The organism is Exiguobacterium sp. KKT215, from assembly GCF_055635335.1.
On sequence record NZ_JBVMVX010000003.1, the window covers coordinates 34,891 to 55,340 of the forward strand.

At 40.2% G+C, this 20,450-nt stretch carries 24 protein-coding genes; 17 read left to right on the forward strand and 7 right to left on the reverse strand.

Annotated features, from left to right (window positions below; all coding sequences use genetic code 11):
- Nucleotides 1-20: 20 nt before the first annotated feature.
- The 17 genes from ACZ2GZ_RS16080 (at nucleotide 21) to ACZ2GZ_RS16160 (ending at nucleotide 12,482) form a co-directional block, all read left to right on the forward strand.
- Complete coding sequence (locus ACZ2GZ_RS16080) at nucleotides 21-404, forward strand: hypothetical protein (protein ID WP_470295654.1); 384 nt, start codon at nucleotides 21-23, stop codon at nucleotides 402-404.
- Between the two features lie 36 nt (nucleotides 405-440).
- Nucleotides 441-869, forward strand: coding sequence for a hypothetical protein (locus tag ACZ2GZ_RS16085; RefSeq protein WP_470295655.1), 429 nt, complete (start codon nucleotides 441-443; stop codon nucleotides 867-869).
- 67 nt (nucleotides 870-936) lie between these two features.
- A complete protein-coding gene (locus ACZ2GZ_RS16090) occupies nucleotides 937-1,185 on the forward strand; it encodes a hypothetical protein (RefSeq protein ID WP_470295656.1) in 249 nt (82 codons plus the stop codon).
- 364 nt (nucleotides 1,186-1,549) lie between these two features.
- Nucleotides 1,550-1,840 (forward strand): hypothetical protein, encoded by a 291-nt coding sequence (locus tag ACZ2GZ_RS16095; protein WP_470295657.1) that lies wholly within the window; start codon nucleotides 1,550-1,552, stop codon nucleotides 1,838-1,840.
- Nucleotides 1,841-1,916: 76 nt separating this feature from the next.
- A complete protein-coding gene (locus ACZ2GZ_RS16100) occupies nucleotides 1,917-2,279 on the forward strand; it encodes a hypothetical protein (RefSeq protein WP_470295658.1) in 363 nt (120 codons plus the stop codon).
- A 614-nt stretch (nucleotides 2,280-2,893) separates the two neighbouring features.
- A complete protein-coding gene (locus ACZ2GZ_RS16105) occupies nucleotides 2,894-3,127 on the forward strand; it encodes a hypothetical protein (protein WP_470295659.1) in 234 nt (77 codons plus the stop codon).
- Between the two features lie 193 nt (nucleotides 3,128-3,320).
- Entirely contained in the window at nucleotides 3,321-3,692 is a 372-nt protein-coding gene (locus tag ACZ2GZ_RS16110) for a hypothetical protein (RefSeq protein ID WP_470295660.1), read from the forward strand.
- Between the two features lie 58 nt (nucleotides 3,693-3,750).
- Complete coding sequence (locus tag ACZ2GZ_RS16115) at nucleotides 3,751-3,957, forward strand: hypothetical protein (protein ID WP_470295661.1); 207 nt, start codon at nucleotides 3,751-3,753, stop codon at nucleotides 3,955-3,957.
- Between the two features lie 273 nt (nucleotides 3,958-4,230).
- Nucleotides 4,231-4,518, forward strand: a complete 288-nt coding sequence (locus ACZ2GZ_RS16120; RefSeq protein ID WP_470295662.1) for a hypothetical protein — start codon at nucleotides 4,231-4,233, stop codon at nucleotides 4,516-4,518.
- A 22-nt stretch (nucleotides 4,519-4,540) separates the two neighbouring features.
- Entirely contained in the window at nucleotides 4,541-5,254 is a 714-nt protein-coding gene (locus ACZ2GZ_RS16125) for a 3'-5' exonuclease (protein ID WP_470295663.1), read from the forward strand.
- A gap of 173 nt (nucleotides 5,255-5,427) precedes the next feature.
- Nucleotides 5,428-6,012: a recombinase family protein gene (locus ACZ2GZ_RS16130; RefSeq protein WP_470295664.1), complete on the forward strand. Its 585-nt coding sequence runs from the start codon at nucleotides 5,428-5,430 to the stop codon at nucleotides 6,010-6,012.
- Entirely contained in the window at nucleotides 6,002-6,886 is an 885-nt protein-coding gene (locus tag ACZ2GZ_RS16135; RefSeq protein WP_470295665.1) for a hypothetical protein, read from the forward strand. Before ACZ2GZ_RS16130 ends, ACZ2GZ_RS16135 begins: the two co-directional genes overlap by 11 nt.
- Nucleotides 6,887-7,711: 825 nt before the next feature.
- The gene (locus tag ACZ2GZ_RS16140) at nucleotides 7,712-8,203 is read left to right on the forward strand and encodes a hypothetical protein (protein ID WP_470295666.1); all 492 of its coding nucleotides are present in this window, start codon (nucleotides 7,712-7,714) and stop codon (nucleotides 8,201-8,203) included.
- 540 nt (nucleotides 8,204-8,743) lie between these two features.
- Nucleotides 8,744-10,282 (forward strand): primase C-terminal domain-containing protein, encoded by a 1,539-nt coding sequence (locus tag ACZ2GZ_RS16145; protein WP_470295667.1) that lies wholly within the window; start codon nucleotides 8,744-8,746, stop codon nucleotides 10,280-10,282.
- Nucleotides 10,283-10,377: 95 nt separating this feature from the next.
- Nucleotides 10,378-11,136, forward strand: a complete 759-nt coding sequence (locus tag ACZ2GZ_RS16150) for a restriction endonuclease (RefSeq protein ID WP_470295668.1) — start codon at nucleotides 10,378-10,380, stop codon at nucleotides 11,134-11,136.
- 531 nt (nucleotides 11,137-11,667) lie between these two features.
- Nucleotides 11,668-12,102, forward strand: a complete 435-nt coding sequence (locus tag ACZ2GZ_RS16155; RefSeq protein WP_470295669.1) for a hypothetical protein — start codon at nucleotides 11,668-11,670, stop codon at nucleotides 12,100-12,102.
- A gap of 35 nt (nucleotides 12,103-12,137) precedes the next feature.
- The gene (locus ACZ2GZ_RS16160; RefSeq protein WP_470295670.1) at nucleotides 12,138-12,482 is read left to right on the forward strand and encodes a hypothetical protein; all 345 of its coding nucleotides are present in this window, start codon (nucleotides 12,138-12,140) and stop codon (nucleotides 12,480-12,482) included.
- A gap of 309 nt (nucleotides 12,483-12,791) precedes the next feature.
- On the opposite strand, the gene ACZ2GZ_RS16165 is transcribed toward ACZ2GZ_RS16160, so the two are convergent.
- From ACZ2GZ_RS16165 to ACZ2GZ_RS16195, 7 genes are all read right to left on the reverse strand, one after another.
- Nucleotides 12,792-14,234 (reverse strand): hypothetical protein, encoded by a 1,443-nt coding sequence (locus ACZ2GZ_RS16165; RefSeq protein ID WP_470295671.1) that lies wholly within the window; start codon nucleotides 14,232-14,234, stop codon nucleotides 12,792-12,794.
- Nucleotides 14,235-14,249: 15 nt separating this feature from the next.
- A complete protein-coding gene (locus ACZ2GZ_RS16170; RefSeq protein ID WP_470295672.1) occupies nucleotides 14,250-15,278 on the reverse strand; it encodes a conjugal transfer protein TrbL family protein in 1,029 nt (342 codons plus the stop codon).
- 234 nt (nucleotides 15,279-15,512) lie between these two features.
- Nucleotides 15,513-16,061 (reverse strand): hypothetical protein, encoded by a 549-nt coding sequence (locus tag ACZ2GZ_RS16175; protein WP_470295673.1) that lies wholly within the window; start codon nucleotides 16,059-16,061, stop codon nucleotides 15,513-15,515.
- A gap of 11 nt (nucleotides 16,062-16,072) precedes the next feature.
- Entirely contained in the window at nucleotides 16,073-17,107 is a 1,035-nt protein-coding gene (locus tag ACZ2GZ_RS16180; RefSeq protein WP_470295674.1) for a peptidoglycan DD-metalloendopeptidase family protein, read from the reverse strand.
- Between the two features lie 14 nt (nucleotides 17,108-17,121).
- Nucleotides 17,122-19,041, reverse strand: a complete 1,920-nt coding sequence (locus ACZ2GZ_RS16185; protein WP_470295675.1) for a VirB4 family type IV secretion system protein — start codon at nucleotides 19,039-19,041, stop codon at nucleotides 17,122-17,124.
- Between the two features lie 18 nt (nucleotides 19,042-19,059).
- Nucleotides 19,060-19,740: a hypothetical protein gene (locus ACZ2GZ_RS16190; protein ID WP_470295676.1), complete on the reverse strand. Its 681-nt coding sequence runs from the start codon at nucleotides 19,738-19,740 to the stop codon at nucleotides 19,060-19,062.
- A gap of 382 nt (nucleotides 19,741-20,122) precedes the next feature.
- The gene (locus ACZ2GZ_RS16195) at nucleotides 20,123-20,356 is read right to left on the reverse strand and encodes a TrbC/VirB2 family protein (RefSeq protein WP_470295677.1); all 234 of its coding nucleotides are present in this window, start codon (nucleotides 20,354-20,356) and stop codon (nucleotides 20,123-20,125) included.
- Between the last annotated feature and the right edge of the window lie 94 nt (nucleotides 20,357-20,450).

A 20,450-nucleotide genomic window follows, 5' to 3' on the forward strand; every position in this document is an offset into this window, starting at 1 on the left:
AAAGGTTAGGGGTGGATGAAATGCAACTGCAAAACATTCTTGAAACATTTAAAGAACCATTTCTCATTGTCACGGCTATTGGTGGATGGCTTATGTTTGTGGACTTCACAAAAAAACTTTATTGGGACTACTGGACGAGATCATGGAGGGTTAAGCAAATCACCTTCATCTACGGGGTTACGACTCTTGTAATGGCATACGGGTATTTTCAAGCGTGGAATCTGTTCTTAGAAGAGTGGAAACCTGTGCACTCCGAGACGAGACTTATACTCACGATGTTGCTTATTGTAGGGACTCCAATCCTCTCTGATTGGGTTATTTTTCAATATGATAAACACTTGCGTAAACAGGTACGGAAACTTGCGGAAGAGTTGAAAAAACAAGAACACAAATATGAAGAATGAAAAACTTCGTATTAAGAAAAACGGAGGACGTAAATCATGAGCGTTTTTGCTTTAACAATTATTGTTCTATTGGCTGTTCATTCAACGTGGATTGTCTATCACTCATTCGTCGGAAAAGTTAATCTTATTCACGATCTAGGAGGAAATAGAATTAAGGAACGTGGATTCGAAGTTGTCAAAATAAGTACAATCGGTCTTGTGATGGCGAGTATTTCTTTATGGTTTGGAAATGAACGTGGCTTTTCTTTTGAGACTTACTTCACATTGTGGTTCGGGATAATCATAGCATTAGTCATAAATTGGACTACACACACCTTCATGAAAGACATGCTTTCTGTCGATGACCATGTACAAATGCAGATTAAGGTTTGGGAAGCGATGATAGAAGATCCGAACACGAGCGATTCAAAAAAAGAATTCGCTAAAAATTTAATCGAAATGTACTCGGGCAAAAATGCAAAATAATGATTTGATTCTTTAAGTTCATTTATGAATTATGAAAGAATCAACGTGGGAAAAGGAGAGGCAATCAATGGGAAAAACAGAATCATATCTTTCACAGTCCGAAACAACAGATAAAAAGAATTTAAAAGGAATGATGTTTTTTTTCAAATTAAGCATTCTTATGGGATTCATACTTATATTGAACGAGGTATTGAACGAGGGAGACAAATTCATTCTAAATCAAGTTGATTTTAAAATTGCAAATACGTTCCTTATTATTGGTGGAATCGGTGTTATGATTTATAGTTTTAGATTTGCATTCGGAACTAGAACTTGAATAATTCCGAAACGTATTTCACAGAATGTGGATGGAATAGATTATAAGCGGGAACGAGTAAAGGGGGCGAACGTGATAATGAGTATACCAACAATAGCTTTTATGATTACCGTGGCTTTATATTTCATGTATGAATCTATACGCAATTTATATGCGTATTACACAGAAAAATTAGACATCAATACCTTCAGTTATATCGCACTCGAAACATATATACGAGATATGAAGATATGTTCCTTTGGTGGGTTTGGATTGGTCATTGTAGGGATTTTTCAAGACAGTCACCTGGTTGTGCTCTCAGCCACAATATCTATGATCCTTGGTAACGTAATGTACAAACGAAAATTAAAAAAAGAAGCGATGCGTGACCAACATCACTGTTCTAGTCATGATCGCCCTTCCTTTGTCGTTTGTAGGTTGGGTGCTCTTCCCTCATATATATGGTGAACAGAACGTGGCAATGGCGCAGTCTAACGTCAATTACGTTGCTGAGGTGAACGCCATCAATGAGTATCAGGATATGTGCATGTCGATGGACTATTCCTGCAATGAGGACTTGATTCATAACGTCCGAGACAACGCTTCAAAGCGTGTGGTGGATGCTCAAGCATCCACGTCGTTCTTTAAGCAAATCACGAACTGGTTGAAATTATAGTGGAGATTGGAATGAGATGATGATTAAGCGATATAAATACATGAAGATTATGCGTTTCCCCGAGGAATTGTTCTATATGGAACGGATGGTAGGCTACGACAAAGAACCGAAGATTTTGATCGAGATCGAGAAGGACGGGGTTTCGAACAACTCGATCCGAGCGACGTTCCGTACCGTCGTCCAACGGGTGTCCCGATGCGACAGCAGCCAAACGGTCAATAGCAAGGTGACGATCAGTCTTGTGGCGATTCTTGGAGAGGATTCGAAGGAGAGTGGTGAACGCTGCTACATCAACCCTTCCTCTTCATATCGTAAATTAGGCTTTAAGTTGCGGAAAGAGATCGAGGAACACTTGAATGCACATGTGGATGGGGTCATTAAAGTTCTGAATCAAGACCATCTCTCAGAATGGCTGTCCCATCACGAAAAGGTGGGTTGAACACAATCCTGTCATCCAGTTCTGACAATGTTTTTAAGTAGGGAAACCTACTTTTTATTTTCATTTTTATTTCATTTTTTAATGTATTTATTTCATTTTTTGATTCATAATATAGTATAATCAAAGTAGGCTTTAAATTGTAATCACTAAATAAAAGGAGTGGAATTTATGTCAAATTTTATTGAGGGTGGAGATGATGAAGAGACGTAAGCACACTGAGAAAAGTGTTAGATTATTCGATCTGATGGACGAACTCGAAAAATGTAAGAACGATATGGAACATCAAGTTATTCATGTTCGCTCCAATAGATTAGACCATGTTGAAAGAAATGCAATCGAGATCGAACGAATTGCCGTCGAACTCCAAAAGTTAGTGAAAGAAATGCGGAGGAGATAAGGAGGTGGTCTGACTTGCATGAATTGATTGATAAGATCGAATCAATACTCAGGGGTATGGGTGAAACGTCTCGACGTCTATCACAGTATGACGAGGTTAAAGTCCTTACCATGACGAATGAGGAGAGGGAAAGAATTTTTAAGTACCTTCGAGAGATCGAACGGAATTCTTAACGTGAATATGCTTGATAGTATCTATTCAAAAGGAGCGAAAACAAATGAATCCAAAAGTAGATGAAGAGTTGAATGAGCGTATTGAGACGATCGAAATCATGATTAGTCAAAACAATCAAATTCTAGATCACATTGAAGAATTTCTACATGATTTCACTATGGATACAGAGGTAAAGAAGACGGTTACGCTAGCACTGATGACACAAATGCGACAGATAGAGGAACAGAATAATGAATATGATTCTGAACTACAAAACATTTTAAAGACAATAAACTAATTGCGGAGAACGAATTAGAAATTTTGTACGAAATCAAAGGATCGTCTAACGAGGATTGGCACGAATCAAACATCCTTATGGTGCGAATTAGAGATACTGAAAACTTTCTTAGAAAAAACGGTCGTATCAAATAAAATTATGAATTACTCGGACGAATCAACTAAATGATAAATTTTATAGGAGAGTGGATGGAATGCCAAAAATCGAAATGGAAGTAAAACGTTTGAGAGATAACAGCACTTTCAAAGAGGTTTACACAATTGGAGAACATGAAAACCCGACGGAATGGGCAACGGAAACGATTAAAGAATTTAACAGAACTTTAAGACCTTATGAATCGGGACGTGAACTAGTTTCCGTGAAGGTTATTGCGTTGAATGAAAGTCATTATGAACACGATTGGGAAAAGACGAACTTTGTAACCGTGTTAAAAAGAGGTGGTGGTCACCACGACACATACAAGTGCAGTAAATGTGGTATCACGGGCAAACGTCATGGATTGTCTGATGTTATCGAGCGAGATTATCGGTATCGACACGTTAGATTTACTAAATGCAACCAATAAAATTATGGTTTACTCGGACTTCTGTACTAAAAGATAAATTTTATAGGGAGTGGATGGCATGAACGAATGTCCGAAATGTGGTTCGAGTCATGGTGTTTATATAAAAGAACGTTATTTCGGAACTTGTGATATGCACTATGATTTCAATGGTGAAGTTAAAGACACCGAAGGTTTATATAATGGGGCAAGTCACAGAGAATTGAAATACGTTTATTGCGCCGATTGTCATAAACGATTGATGACCGTTGATGAGTTTCGCCAATAAAATTATGAATTACTCGGACGACTGTACTGAAAAAATATAGAAGTGAGGTGAACCACAATCAAAAAGATGACCTTATTACAATGGGGAATGCTTGCTAAGATTAATGAAATAGGTGAATCTGTTCCTCTGTCTTTACTAAAAGACAAACGAATGGCTGAAAGCTGTATAAAAAAAGGATACTTAGAAATTGTAAAGGATGGTTTCGTTGTCATCACGGATCATGGAAGAGAAGTAGCTACTAGAGATATAGCACCTTTATAGGAGGGTTTTTAAATGGATTACTCGATAGAGAATGTTGAAATTTTGAAATATGCGTTGGTGGGGATGGAACGCCATAAAATCGGGATAGAGGTTTATATTGAACGAGCTTCGAATGATTCAAAAACCGAACAAGTGATAGTCTGTGAACTGAAATTTCGATTACATCAGATAGAAGGATATATTCAAGAAATAAATAAATTCATCAGTGGAGGTGAAAAACTAACATCTCAATCGGAAAGCTTATCTTCATTACTTGATGAGACGAAATTTAAACTTATGGACGATGAACTGCCATTATAATTTTAGAAAGACGGTGGTATAAATGAGTCATGTTTTAATAGATAGGGTTTTTCTAGATTTAGAAACCGGTGGATTAGACATGGAAAACGATAGAATCCTTCAAATCGGTGTTATCAAATTTAGATACATCGATCATATTGGTTCATTAAATTTATTTGTAAATCAAGAATTAGATGAAAAAACAATCAAAAAATTCTCACACATAGAGCATAGAATTAAACATGGTTTTGAAGAGAAATCAGCGTTAGAAGCTTTGGTGAAATTCATTGGAAACAGTCTGATTATTTCTCATAATATTCCTCATGATCTAGGTTTTTTGAATAAAGCCCTATTAAGAAATGGAATGAAGCCATTAGAGAATAATTTTTTGGATACTTTATCGCTTTCGAAACACAGAACGGTCTACCCACATACACTTGAGGGTATGTGTAGGAAATATAATGTGACATACGAAACAAACGAAAACGGAACTCACAACGCATTACTTGATGCATGGAACTTATACGCTTTGTATGAAGAACTTGAACAAGAGTCTCTAAAATATGAAGACGAAATGGAATGGGAAGGAGATGAGGAACAAATGGAGTATTTCATTAATCGTATTTGTTATTTTAAAAACTATCCACCTCCCGAAGATATTCCGACCAATGCGGTAGTGGAACCAATTAGGAGATTAACAAGTTCCAACAAACTTAAAAAGCGTTTTGTTGATTTTAATATATTAAGAAGTCTATAAAACGATTGTTTTTTATAAAAAATATAGCGAAGTACCGAAAAAGTCATAAACGGCTCAAAACGGTACTTTTTTATTTTTGAACGATTTCTATTTTGCCATCTATAAAACAACGTCTATTTTGTTATAATCATATTGAGTTTATGGACTTTTCATTTTACTGAAAGGAGAACGTGATGGCGAAAATTGGTTATGCCAGAGTGTCAACAAAAAATCAGAACCTTGACTTACAAATTGATACTCTTGAAAAAGAAGGTTGCGAGAAAATTTTTTATGAGAAACGAGGGTCTACTCAGACTCGACCTGAGTTCGAACGTTGTTTGGAGTATTTAAGAAAAGGCGACACACTAGTTGTTTGGAAGTTAGATCGACTCGGTAGAACCATGAAGCAATTAATTAATCTTGTGGACGACTTGAAAGAACGAGACATTGATTTACGAGTTATAACGGGCGATCTCGACACCTCAACCCCTCAAGGTAAAATGATGTTCACTCTCGTCTCCATGTTTGCTGAGATGGAACGTGACTTAACTATTGAGCGAACGAAAGTTGGATTGGCAGCCGCACGCAAAAGGGGACGGGTCGGAGGACGAAAGAAGATCGATCAAGATACTTTAGATAAAGCATTTATGATGTATGATTCAGGAGTTACAGTTGTAGACATTTGTCGAACGTTACCGATCAAAAAGGCGACCTTTTATAATTATTTGAAAGAGAGAAACACGCAAAGAGAACTGGAGGGCGAAATAAATGAAGGATGAACAGAATAATTCCGACCAACCTGAGTTCATTAAAGAGATAAATGCTAGAAATAGAGAACTGCAATCATATGCTCTTAAAATTAATGATGCGATGAGGAGTTTGAGTCATACTATCAACTCTATCTTTACCGAAGAGAGGTTAAGAACATTTCAACTCGTATCGAAGAGTGCAGAACAGCACGTTGCGAACGCCTATAAGATTCTTAATACAATTGATTGGAAAAAAATTAGCGAGAATTTATCTGAACTATCGAGTGATGTGATCGCATTTTCTAAAGAAATGGCTGAAGAGAATATCTTCCTCCATATAGATTACTTTGATGAATTCAGTATTAACGATTATCATCCCTACCTTAAACGTGAGGTCTTGCTTGATTGGATGGATCGAAACCTTGAAAAAAACGTTGACGCACTTAAAGAGAAAGACTTTTTGAAACGGCATCATAGAATTTTAGAACAGACATTGATTGCTTATCGTAACCAAAATTACGAACTTGCAATGATAGGGCTTTACCCCGTCATTGAATTCTTCGTAGCCAATTGGATTTTAAGTCAGGATAATCAGGGTGTCTTTAATTACGAAGAACCAACCAAAGAAGCATTCAGTAAAAAAACCATCAAGGACATTGCGACGGAACAATTGAGTAACATGAAAGATGACGAATTCGTAAAAACATTCTTTGAAATGAAAGCACTTGAAGGAATGCACCGTATATATCAATACGAAAGTGTCGATCCGTTATCTCGTAATTCGGTTCTGCATGGCAGCCATGATTACAGTGAACTTAGTGAAGAAGACTATTTGAAACTTTTCTATCTGTTGTACGCTTTAGTGCCATTACACGGAGTGGTATTCAAAAAGGATTTAGATTGAAAGAACATGGATTGGCTCGATCATCGAAGATGACAGGCCAATCCGTATAATGCCTTAACCAACCGTTTTTCAAGGTTTGAACTTGCTTATCGGTTATACCAGGCAAGTAACATAAGAAGTGTTTGAACGGCTTGTAAGGCTACCGTAATCGTCTCCATGTTCGTCCCTCCTTCATATGAATAGACACGTAGGAAGTCATATCAGAGTGTTCAGAGACAAAATAAAAGACCACTTGACCTCGAAGGTCAGGCGGTCTTTTTTATTGATCGGCGTATTGAAGTCTTGCTCTTGGGTTGTTCTTTCTAAGTACCTGATAGGCAGACACGAAAATATTGATGACGAAAACGAGTGGGGAGAGGGGCAGAACGACCATGGTTACTACAATCTTACTGACCCAAATCATTAGAGAAAGGACAATCCCTCTTTTGAATTTTCGGACGCCATAAAAGCTACTGATTAGACCGTACACATATCCAAACAAATAGAAGGTGATGGCATAATAGAACTGATCCGACAATCCGTCTAACGGGATCATGGCGGTGAATGGCTTCACGAGGAAGAAGTCAGTTCCATATTCATAGTTGAAAGTGTTTCGGAAGTAACTATAAGCCAAATAACCGACCACCGCAGGATAGAGGGCGTACCGTTTGATAATTGGAAAGAGTGAATGGATCAATTCTAACACCTCACTTTTGAGTAATTTATTGTTAATTTAATTATACCACATACAAACAAATTAATGTTATTTTTAAAAGAATTAGGTGTGAATGTTCTTTAATAAATGCTATAATCTAAGTATATAATAAAAAGTGAAGGAGTGGTCATGTGAATCATGCCTTAGATATGATTTACAAAAACTTCCCAAACGTAAAAAAACGGATGGAAGACCCTTCTTCGGTAGTGTTATCGAACGAAGGGGAGATGATTTTTTATCAACTTGCCCAGTTTGTTAGTGAACCAAAGAAAAATAAAAAAACGGTATTAAATCTTGCTGATGCTTACAATATTTTAAACAAAAAAGAGTTGCGTTTTTATCTCGACGTTCTCGAATACGATTTTAACCCGTCGGGTCGAATCGGTGAGACAGGCACTTTTAAAGCCTCAGAATATATCAAGCAAAGTTCCTTCTTCGAAGAGGTAGTAAGGGAGATCCCGAACACGAGGATGCGTTCTAAGCAATATTTTTGGCGTTATGTAGAGTTGGGTACGGTAGTTCCATCACCCGACGTCGAAATTGACGGGCAACGATTTTGGCACAAACAGACGGTTGCAGATTTCATAAAAGAAGAAAAAAAGACTCCGTTAAGAAAATTGTGACTATTTTCAAAAGATGGGAATGTAATATCATTCAATTCATTAACCAGATTTTTAAAGCATTTTCCCTGAAATTAGTGTAATATAATCACTATGAAAATGACTTTAGAATTAGTGCGATAATTTAGAAGTTAGTACCTTTTTATCAAAAACAATAAAAATGCAAAAAAAAAGAAAAGTGGCAGCCATACACTAGATGAATTCCTCATTCTTGGCGGGACGGGGAAAATTCAAAAAGTGTTCCAAAAGCACCACTAATCTTCAAACCATATAGAGTGTATATTACACTTATTTGTCAGGAACAAACGCCTTTTTTTCTTTGGCGTAGTTCTTTGATATATATAAGTTACCACATTTCATATGGTTTGCAAACATTCAACGTAGGAAAATGGATTAAAAATTCGATAAAAATCGACATTTTTTTAATAAATTTTCATGGGTTGAATGGAAGATTAGTCTGACTTTGAGGTTTGCCACGCTCGATTTTTCGAGCGAAGGCAAACCTTTTTTTGTTCAAAAACTATCTGAGAGGTGGCGGAAACCATGTTGAATATTCAATCAAAAAACCATCGAGTACATACAGAACTAGAGAAAGAAATCGTGCAGTTTATCATCGGGGACGGCTTCGGATTATACGAATCTTATGCAAATGACATTCCGATTTCTATCAAACAAAAATGTGATTTTGAACTTAAAACGCAAGGGGCAGTCCGTGTCGCATATGACAAGAAATACATCGGGGAAGAACAAGAAATCGGGCAGGACATTGCTCGCTCGATCGGTGGCGTATTGCACTATCACGAATCATCTTTTGGTGGTGTGTCTCACTGGACTCCTAACATATATGCACGAGCCGACCACCATTCATACATATCGACAAACAACCTAAGACGAGTACAGACAATTTGCTTCGACATTGACCAAAAAATGAGCGTACAGCAGATTCTTTTTGCATTCGAATATATGGGCTTCGACTTCCTTCCTTTCTTGATTTTATCGACTCCGAAGGGCGTGCAGTTCTTTGTACGCTTCGAAGAAGCGTGGTACGGAGAAAAGGGCATCAACTATGCAAAAGACATTGCGAACCGTCTTAAAAAGGAAATGAACGTCCTTCCAATCGACACAGGGAAAGAAGTGTTTGGGTGGGCTAGATTTCCGAGAGAAGAAACCATTATGTACTTTGAACCATCGAATGTGTGGAATTGCGAAGAAGCAAAAGAATGGCACAGCCAGTTCCGTGTAGATCGCTTCCGTACAGGCAAATCAATGTACACAAAACAAGCGTGGTACAACGAATTGAAGAAGTATGGGGAAGTCGGGAATCGTAACTCAATCATCCTACAATTGGCAAGTGCCAACTGTAAGGATGAAATTCCGTTCGAAGATGCTTTGGAAGAGATTTTGGTATGGAACAACGCTCTTTCTGTTTCACAGAAACCGAGTGAAGTGATTCGGACTGTCCGTTCGTCATATGACGTTGGGGGCTACTGGTTCGATAAGAAGATGATTGAGGACTACACAGGGTTCTCTGTCGTCACAAAAGGGTGGTACAAGCACAAGAAGACCCGTGAACAACGTAAATACGACCACAAGCATGAACTCGCAGACGACTTGACGAGTTCATTCCAATCACACTTCGAAAAAGTGTCGCCCGAGGGGGAGGGAGAAGTTATGCCCCTCGAAGTCACGTCACGTCAATTGGCACAGAACTTGTTCGGAGAAGTGAAGAAGCATAAGAGCATCACACGGGCTTTAGAAGCCATTCATAACGCTCCGAGTGGTTTTGTGGTACGCAAGAAGAAAGATGCGAACGGGAACGCTCTAAAAGGACGTGGGGCAGGGTATCTCGTCTATCGCACACAGGATTTAATCAACACTATCAGACGTGCGAAACAGGTGAAGACGATGCTTCTCACGAGCCTTGTTTATCGTGCAGCGACCTTCGCTGAAAAGCACCAAGAGCAATACGTTTCGAAGTCGAAATATACTCCAGAATTAATGTGTCAATTGCCTATAAAGGTTAGTACCCGTACCCTGCCACTCAGTACGCAATACCTAGAGACAATACTGCTAATGGAATAGGTGTGGTACTTGAAATAAATTGTTAGATGGTTTGTCTTTATTGTTCTCATAACGAAGTTATGGAATGAATTTATTCGAAAAGGAGAAGTGATTGCATGAAGAAGAAGCGTCGTTATTCGAAGCGTAATGTACGTTATAACAAAGAGTTAAGCCGTGTACAGGTAGCCATTGGATTAGGTTTGGCTTTGGTTGTTTATCGTGATTTAGAACGGTTACTCGATGGGAATTACCCTCAATTGAGTTCCTTGGTTATGGGGCTATTCATCGGAGGGATGATCCTCTTACTCCCAAAATTGATACAGCAATTGAAGAGACAAAAGCATCGTAAAGATTATGAGAATTCCACCTTGTATCAGATCGACAAAATGGATGGCATCGGTTTTGAAAGGTATCTTAAATGGTTGTTTGAGAAACGTGGTTACACCGCAAAAACGACGTCTACCACTGGAGACTTCGGAGCAGATTTACTCTTAGAAAAGAACGGACATAATATCGTAGTTCAAGCGAAAAGATACGGCTCGAATGTTGGGATTCAAGCGATACAAGAAGTCTTCACAGCACAGCATTATTTTGACTGTGATGAAGCTTGGGTCGTGACCAACAGCCGATTCACTAAGAGCGCTCAAATGGTCGCAGGAAAAGTGAACGTTCGATTGATTGGCAGAGATGAACTTGAGTCGTTTCTGAATCGGAAGATTGAGGAGGAAACCGTCGAGACGTACAGAAAAGAAACGACAAACATCAAACGAGATTGTCCTAATTGCAAGGAGAAACTGATTCTTCGTGATTCGAAGCATGGAACGTTTTATGGCTGCTCTCGCTTCCCTGAATGCAAATATACAGAGAAGGTCTGAAATGCGTTTTATGGCTCATGGGGCGGGGGCTAAGGTGTTCGGAAGGGCATCGACCACCCAAGCCCCCACAACCCACCGCAACGCCCCTAAATCGAGCGATAACGACACCCCGTCGCCACTAGCGAGATCATCGGAGATGAACTGGCCAGTGGCTGCACGTCCGAGGGACGTGTCGGGCTGTACGTTCCTGCACGATTTGATGGGACGCTCGGAGCGTCAGGTCAAGCCCTTGAAAGACCACGAATGTTTACCGTTTTCCCCCTCGGACGATACACCCTATCGAACGTGACGGACTCTGACAGGGCAAGGAACGGCTTCGCTTCTTCCCCTGTCACTCGCACACGTCACGGCGGTCAACATCAAGGGGCAGTCGATTTTTTTCGTCCATAAAACGCTCCTGAACGAAAAAAAGTAGACTGGCTGAGACCCTTGACGTCTCCCTTGCGATGGCTGTTCGTCTAACGTGTCAAAACGGCAAAAATTCACCCTCAGGGGGCGATTTCGCCCGAGGGAAAAACAGGAGGAACAAACATGAAAGATTTAACAAAGGTAGTTCAACAGGCGGTTGCAAGTATTGGAGTGACGAAAGTAAATGCCATCACGTATAACCACGACTTATTGCTCCGAGTGAGAGATGAACAGCATCCTCATAGCCAAGCTTCTATCAAGGCTCTCACCGACCTCAAATTTGGTTTCATGGAAGAGATCGAGGAGATGCTAATGTCTTGGGTCTACGCTGACAGTAATGCGGAAGAAACAAACCTTTATACCGAAGCGAGTCAATGGAGAGACTACATGAACCAACATAATGGCGGTCATATGTATGACCTGTTTAAGGACATGAACACTGACGAACAGTTGCAGAAAGATTATTTCGGGACAGTGGCAGACATTGTGTATCAACACATTATCACAAACGATTTTGAGATTCCTGACTACTGGAAGCAAGCATATGAAAGCAAATAAAAAGTAATTTAACCAACCGAAAGGATGAAAACCCCATGAAGCTACCTATCGACGACCACCGTCGTTTTATCCAACAGAAACGTGCTCGATCCCTTGTGAAGTCTTTATATCACAAGGGGTACAACGCTAAGTGCATAATGCACGAAGAAAAAGAAAAAAAGCGAGTCTATTTCGCTGATTGTGTGAAGATAATCTTGAACGGACAAGAAGAAGGATTTGTCGTTCGAGTGAAAGAGGACAGTTACCAAGTGATCCCCAATCATTCCTTCTTCGAACCCGTGGACGAAACAGAAAAACTGAATCCGATTCAAACAAATTTCGACGGTCTCCTGAGTATCATCCGAGAGACAATCAACGGCAAAAAGTATAGCATCACATAAATAAAAGAGTGGTTAGTCATGGAGACTAATCACTCTTTTTCTTGTTCTGAGCAGTTATGATTTCTAGTCCTTCTTTTGAGATGTAACTATTCCCGTACATGCTCCCGTTCTTTGAAAATTTACCTGTCACCGCACATATAAATTCTTCACGATACTTTCGGATGTTGATACTAGAAGAATTACAAGAAACTTCGACGGTATCTCCCTTTTGAAGATTGTGAAGCCTTAGATACTCAGGTGGGATTTTGACTCTCCCTTCTTCGGAAAGGATTCGCAATTCACTTCTTTTCGTCATCCATCTAAAACTCCTTAAAACATACTATGACCATCAATTTGTTTGAATAGATCGGGGTTTCCGACAGATTGAGCGAACTCTGTTGCTTCTTGAACTTTCCCAAGTTGAAGGTATGCGTCAACAATCTGTCCTTCCTTACGACCATTTAACTCTACCATCTCTTTTAATTCAATGACTTTATTATAATCGTTGTTCAAATATGCCGTTTCAAATTCAATATATGGGTTTGCTGTCTTCATTTGAGATGAAATATCGACCAATTTATTCAACTGATCTTTTTTAATTAGATAGGTCACGACCTCGTTCGCCATCTCAGGAATCGGATTGTCGTCGATAAGGGAAGCCAACTGATTTTCAGCATCGTAAACAGAGATGACCATAGACAAGTCTGACACATCTAAATCACGCTTGTTGATCGTTTCTAAGATGGTGTAAGCATCCTTCTGACGTCCTGAATAAGAAGCACGATAGGCGCGAATCAGAGAATTGGTGATGGCTGCATTGTTACTGGATTTAAAGTAAGTCGAGGAAGCTTGATTCGACACGGCAACTTCTTTGGATTCATTCGTTGGTTCTTTACTCGAACCCGTCATCAATTCTGTACCTAAGAATAAGAGCAAGGTGATGACACCGCCGACCATTAGATACATTGTTTTCTTATCAAACCGACTTACCTTCTTCTTGTTCCGATTCGGATTCGCATATACAGGAGTTTGCTTTTTTGGAGATTTCTTTTTCTTCTTCTCAACCTTTTTCTTACGAACAAACAGACCACGTTTCGGTGAACTCTCAACTTCACTTTCGTCATCTTCGTCCTCTCGTTCTGCTTCGAGGTATTTAAGTTCCGTCTCTTCAATCAAGTATAAAATATCGTCCAAATTATCGTATTGATAAAGGGACTGACAAAATTCTCGATTGATTTGATCCTGCTCAAGTAAATCGACAAATTTCGGAAGTGAGACGATTTTTTGAAGGCGAGTCAGTGAAATGAGCATCAGTTCTTTTACTCGTTGCACGATACTAATATCGTTGTCTCGGAAGATCGGAATCGTATCTGTCTGATAGAGCAACACCTTAATATTCTTTTCATGTGTATCGACAATGAAATTCGAACTCTCCCAAGAAACTTGAAGCGTTTTTCGTTTCTCTTCGATTGCGAACGCAACGAGCGAACGGTAGTAATCCAACTTTTCTCTCAGTGGGATTTCGAATAAACGATCGAATGCGTGTAGTTGATTCAAATCATATTTTAGTAGCGTGTACCGTCCTTCACTGGTCACTTCATCAGGTGTCATTAGTTGATGTTCTAACGGATGACCGACCGCAAAACGTTTGATACTTCGTTCAATCTCAAGGTCGTTATCTGACTTTAAATGTTCTGTGGGGATGCGATAAATCGCATCATTCCCACTGAACATCATGTTTCCATGCTTGTTAAACTGAACCGTTTGAGCCAATGTATTACACCTCTCTTATCGTTTGATTAATACTCGTGCCACTCGACCAATGGATCGTCCAGTCCCTGAACTGCTTCCTAAGTTCCCTAAAATAAATGGAATCGTTAAGGAGAAGAAACTAATAACTAATACCATTGATATGGCGACGACACCTTGACTTAAATAAGGGAAAGATTTGACGTATGCATTTTGGTTGGTTAGCACCTGAATGCAGAAAGCATAAGCGATTGCTTGTAAGGCGAAAGTAACGATGTTGTTCCAAATATACTTCCACCATACGTTGAAGTAGTTGAATTCGTCATTTAGGATTGTTGCAATTGCCAACGGTCCGACCATAAACATGAACGATAGTGCCACGAAACGATACATGACTGCCAAACCGAAAATAATGACAGCGAGTAATACGAAAAATGAAAGCACTATCGAATAGGTAGGCGACCATGTGAATACCATGACCATCAAAGCATCTGTATCGACAGTCCCTTTCACAATCCCTCTAAGCAAATCGTTTTGCATATCAAGAATGATGTTGAAAATCGGATTATAGAGTCCGAGCATAATAGCACCTGTGATAAACCCTAGCATTTTTTGGTTCATGGCTTGTTGATAATCGTCTGGATCACCGAGCCTACGGAGTGCCATGACCATCATATGCCAAATTACAAACAACGGTAGCAAGGAGTTTGCCAAGGTCGTCAAATATCCTTTGAACTTATTAATTCCGGGATCTTTTACGATAAGTTGAGGGTCTCGAACTACAATTTTCATTTGTTCAACAGAAGTTTTGGCTAACCCTAAAGCCCCACTAAATATTTGGGCGTTAGCATGACAAGAAAAATCGAAAGTGTCGCATTTGAATGTGTTTGTGGAAGAGTCATATTTTTTTACAAAGTTGTCAATATAGTCTTTACCAAGAATATTTTCGTATTGATCGAACTGTGCCTTGTTTCGTTTATAGAAGTCCCCTTCTTTTGCCGAGACGGGAACTGAAAATAAGAAGAGTAAACAAAGAACAAAACTCGCTACTTTTTTAAACTGATTCATACAACCCCTCCTTTCTAATTTGTAAAAATAAAGAACAAGATGGTGAAGAACATGAAAATCAAGAGACTTTGACGCAAGACATAATCTCTACGGAATTTTCGGATGCGAACAACTGACGGGGATTCGTCAAACTGTTCTTCGTATTGTTGTTCGAATTGTTTTGTTTTTTTTGAAAGAAAAGTGTTCAAGGTGTCATGCAACACCTTGTGAACTTTTCCGAATGCCAATATGACCCTATTCATCGACGCTCTCCTTTGGTGTTTCTAATCCTAACGTGTCATTGAAAAATGTGATCTCATACCGACTCACTTTTTCGTCTTCCCAATCCATTTCCATAATTAATGTCACGATTCGTTTATCGACAACCCCTGTTTCAGGGTTGTCTGCAACGGTACTCATATCCAACTCATACATAACTTTGGAACGATACTTGCCCTGAGCGTCTATCTCGCTATTCGTCATTAAGATATTCGTATTCACCAGTGAAGTGTCGATATAAGCGTCCTGAACACCTTCCCCACTGTTCGCAAGGGCTTCTTCATATTCCGCCAATGCAACACCAGTCAATCGTGATTCGAGGTCACCTTCTCCGCCGTTCATGGCAGCCACGAAATCTTCGGCTCTTTGATCGTAAAGGGGAAGTTGTTGGAGTTGTTCTGCTTTACTTTTCCATTCGTCACTCAAGATTCTCTCCGTCTTGACTTTATCCCTCTCGTTTAAGAAAGCCATCACAAGACCGAGAACGAGAAGAAATGTCAGAATGTATCGAAGGAATTGTTTCATGTTTTCACCTCTTACTTTTGATTCTTGAAATATGGTTCAGGGTCGATGCGTGTTGTGCCACCGTTAATGAAAATTTCGAAGTGCAAGTGTGAACCGAAGCTATTCCCCGTATTCCCACACAGACCGATTTGCTCGCCTTTTTTGACGGTTGCACCAACAGGTAACCCCTTAGCGTTCATATGAGCGTATTGGGTCGTTTTATCGCCGTGTGCGACCTTGATATACCATCCATACAAGTTGTGCCATTGTGATAAGACGACTTTCCCATCAAGTACAGACAGCAATGGATCGTTCGTGTTGCAGTTGAAATCAATTCCTGTATGGAAGTCGCTATATAAACCGTTCGGTGTCATGAAACTCCTCGGCCCCCATCTTGAGGTGATGATGATTTTCCCACGAACAGGAGAACCGAGTCCCGAGTCGAATCCTGCTACTTCACAATTCATGGAAAGCCCTCCGAACTCCGACACCCTTTTCGTGATATTAGGAATCCAATGGGCGTTCAAATTGTTTGGGTCGTTTGCGACTCCGAGAGGGGCGTATTTATTCCCGATCTGTTCAATCGTCACAAGACCGAGGGCATAATAGTTCTTGTAAAGGTTTCGAGCCATCACATCAAGCCCTTCTTCTAAAGACGAGAAAACGAAGAATGAACCTGCTGACGAATTGTAGAGACCCCCTGGGTTGTTTCGTTCACGAACCATGTTCGAAGTCCCGTTACCTGTCTCGTGAAAGGCGATGGCACTTAACACCACAGGATCAATATTGTTCCGAGTGGCAGCGTCGATGAAAAGTTGAGCCTTTCCATCGAACACTCCTGCCCCCTTGAATCGAGCATCGAACACCGAACGGTTGATTTCCCCGTTTGGTTGGCACATAGCGAATCCACCGCCGACCCCATCTTCTTCTTTTTTCTTTTGCTCCAACATCCCACCGAAAATAGACATAATTGAGATGAAAACAAGAAGCACAATGAGAACAATGGCTGTGGTCGAACCACCGATGAAAAGAGGGATGGTAGGAAAGGAACGTTGCTTCTCACTCAAACGAATCCCTCCTCTTAGACGACGATTTCATGAAGCTTCTTATTTTTGAACCAAAGATCGGCTTCCATAGGCGTCAGTTTCACCGCCGTATAAATCTTCTTACTACCGATGAATAGAATGCCTTTCCCTGCCTGCTTCGCTTTATCTCCATCCCGTACAATCAAGATGCTCCGTTCTTTTTCACTGAACTTGTGAGACATTTCAGATTCTAGGAAGTCGATTTCGTTCTCCAACATCGGGAGATACATTTTTTGGACTGATTGGTTGATGACAGCTTCACCATAGTTTTTTCCAGATGTACGATCTTTCGCACTCAAGAAGTCTTTGATTGATTGCGTCGCCGTTGAAACCCCGACGTTAAACGAACGTAAGACTTTCAACATGTAGAACAACTGTTTCATCGCTAACGGGATGTTCGGATCGGCAATGACGTGGGCTTCGTCGAAAACAAATCGCATCGGTGAGCCGTCGCCGTTGATTGCTTCATAAGTCATGTGACTCATAATGTTGTAATAGAGAATCCGTTGAACTTTCTCGTTGTCCGCAAAGGAAAGAGAGTCATAAGCCACCAAGTCACTATTGACGTCAACGTTGGTATGACCATTAAATACGTGTTTATAGATGCCGTTGATATAGACTTTAATCCCTGTATGGAAGTTGCGAAGGTCTGAATACATGTCGGGATCATCCGACTGCAACGAAGTTAAAGCTTCGTCAAAGTCGGTTAAAGTCGGGAAGTCAGAAGGTCGTAGCTTTGAAAAGTCAGTGGCTTCTTTCCCCTCGCTATCAGATTCAGAATAGATTCCTGCTTTTTTGTACACTTCGAGAATGATGTTCGAGACGATGTTTTCTTGCATGACCGTCATATCAGGGAACATCAATTTGAACATGACAATGAGTTGAGGAATCTTGTTGTAAATCGGATTGGTTGCCCTTACTGTCTCGCCGTCCTCGTCTGCTTCGAATGACTGTTTCGGAAGATCAAAGGGATTGATACGGCTTGTATATGACTCAAGACTGAACTTGATCCATTCCCCACCGAGGTTCTTGAACTTCGACCCGAATTCACCTTTTGGGTCATTGACCTGTATCTTAGTACCGACCATGTATTCTTTCATAATGTCCGCAAACAAGGCGGTCGATTTACCAACCCCTGAGACCCCGATATAGACTTTGTGCTTGTTCAAAAGCTTGTTTTGGTCAACCAAGATAACGTTCTTTGTTTTCTCGTTGATTCCAAAAAACATCCCACTCTCTTGGAACATCTCGTTTTCGTGGAATGGGAAGAAGAATGACAATGCTTCCGAGTTCACCAATCGTCTTGTCATCTCAGCGACCTTCAATTCACCAAGGGGCAAGAAGGAATGGTAAGCATCCATCGCACGTAAATTTGGTGAGTACGCAGTTGCCGTTGCACCGACAAGCGACTTCACACGTTGAGTTAAACGGTCTAACTCGACCATGTTCGGGGCGTTTAAATGGAACAAGACATTCAGTTCGAACATCATTTCCGAACCAGTTGCCAATTCACGAATGACTCGTGTTGCGTCCTTTTCCTGTACCTCAGCTTCAACTTTCGTAGCATCGTCCAATCGTTCGTCGGCTTGTTTAAGACGAGCCTGCTTAATGGCTTTAGACATATTTGCGCGAATTTCCGCCGACGATACTTTGTTGACGTGATAAGAAATTGAGACGTTATCCGAAATCTCTGACCATTCTTGAATATCTTCTTGAGAGATCATAGTGTTGTAATCCACTAACATGAGTGTACGAGTGAAGTTAGAACCTAGTTGAACATAATTTTCATGTTCTTGGATGTAGTCAGGAGAGAGAACAGACAAAAGCGTGTTGTCATATTCATGAAGCGAAGAAGCAAATTCTTCTTCGGCTTCCTTTGCTACCGACTTCCCTTTGAAAATATCGAAAAATCCCATGAATGAACCTTCTTTCTATTATTGAATGTTGTATTCGAGGTCACGTTGTAATGACTCAATCAATTTCTTGGCAGAATCTTCACCCATCGAAACATCCGAGTAGCTACTTGCACGTCGGATGATGTGACGACCGACCGAAACGGCACTGTCGTAATCCAATGTGGTATGGAGCAACAAAGTCAGTTCTTCACTGTTTAGCTGCTTCACTGTAAGGCTCTGTTGATCGAGGACGAGGTTACTTAATTTTTGCGATAAAATCGCACTCTTGTTGTCGATTTCAAGCAATGCCTTATCCAAATCCTTATTCTTAATCGGTTGGGTCAGGATGATGTAGTTCTTACGAGCCACTAAATTTCGGTTACGACCGACGTCCATCATATATTTCTCATAGCTTCGGTTTAGCATCGCCTTGACGTCATTACCTTCTCCGTGTCGTTCAATCTTCCGAAAATTCTCAAGGTGACGGTCGAGGTTGATCGGTTGAGCGATTTTACAAAATTGAAGATGTTTATAGAAGTCACTAGACGTTAGGAAGACCTTGAAAGCATCGAGTGTCGCTTTTTTCTCTGAACGGTTAGCGAGGGACAAGTTGACGCTCGATACTTCGAAGACCCGAACAAGATTCTTGGACGTCTGATAGCAGTCAAGATAAACCGATTTCAGCCCCAATACTTTTCGAGAGTCATAAATGTCGGACATATCAATTTCTCCTTTTCTTTTAAAGAATTCCTTTTGACGTTTTTTGTAGAAGAACCGCCAAAGGACACCGTGTTCGATATATGAAATTTCTCTTCTGACTGGATGTTTGGTTAACTGAGCCAAAATGACGGCAATCGTAGGCAAGCAAAGGAACACGGATACATATGTGTTCCACAACCCGAGACGAAACAGAATGTACAAGAAAAGGGCGGTAACTAGCACGAATGGCGATGCGATCAATACATCGACAAATGCTATCCGCCCAATTAGATACTTTCTTGAGTCGATCGGTACGGGAAGCGTCACCATGAGATTGTCACGTCTTGACTCATTCGAATCGTTCGAATTCTGTCTCAATGTGATTTACTCCTTTGACGTTGGTTTAAGCTACTCCGTTTCGTACCCAAGTAACGATTGTACGTGCAAGAACCGTTACCATAAGACCTACAATCGACCACATTAGAGCCTTTTTGAAGCGTGGTACGTTTTCTTCGCTTCCCCACGCTACCATTGCACCAGTTACGATAATTGCCAAAATAAAGATTGAAATTACTAATGTTGTAACTGAAGCAGTCGTGTTGACGACGAATGTATTTATTTTTGTAAATGGATTCATATTTTCATGACCTCCCTTCAAACACTGATTTATAACACTTTTTATTATACAACATATGTACTTTGAAGTAACTATTTTATAAGCATAAAAGGTC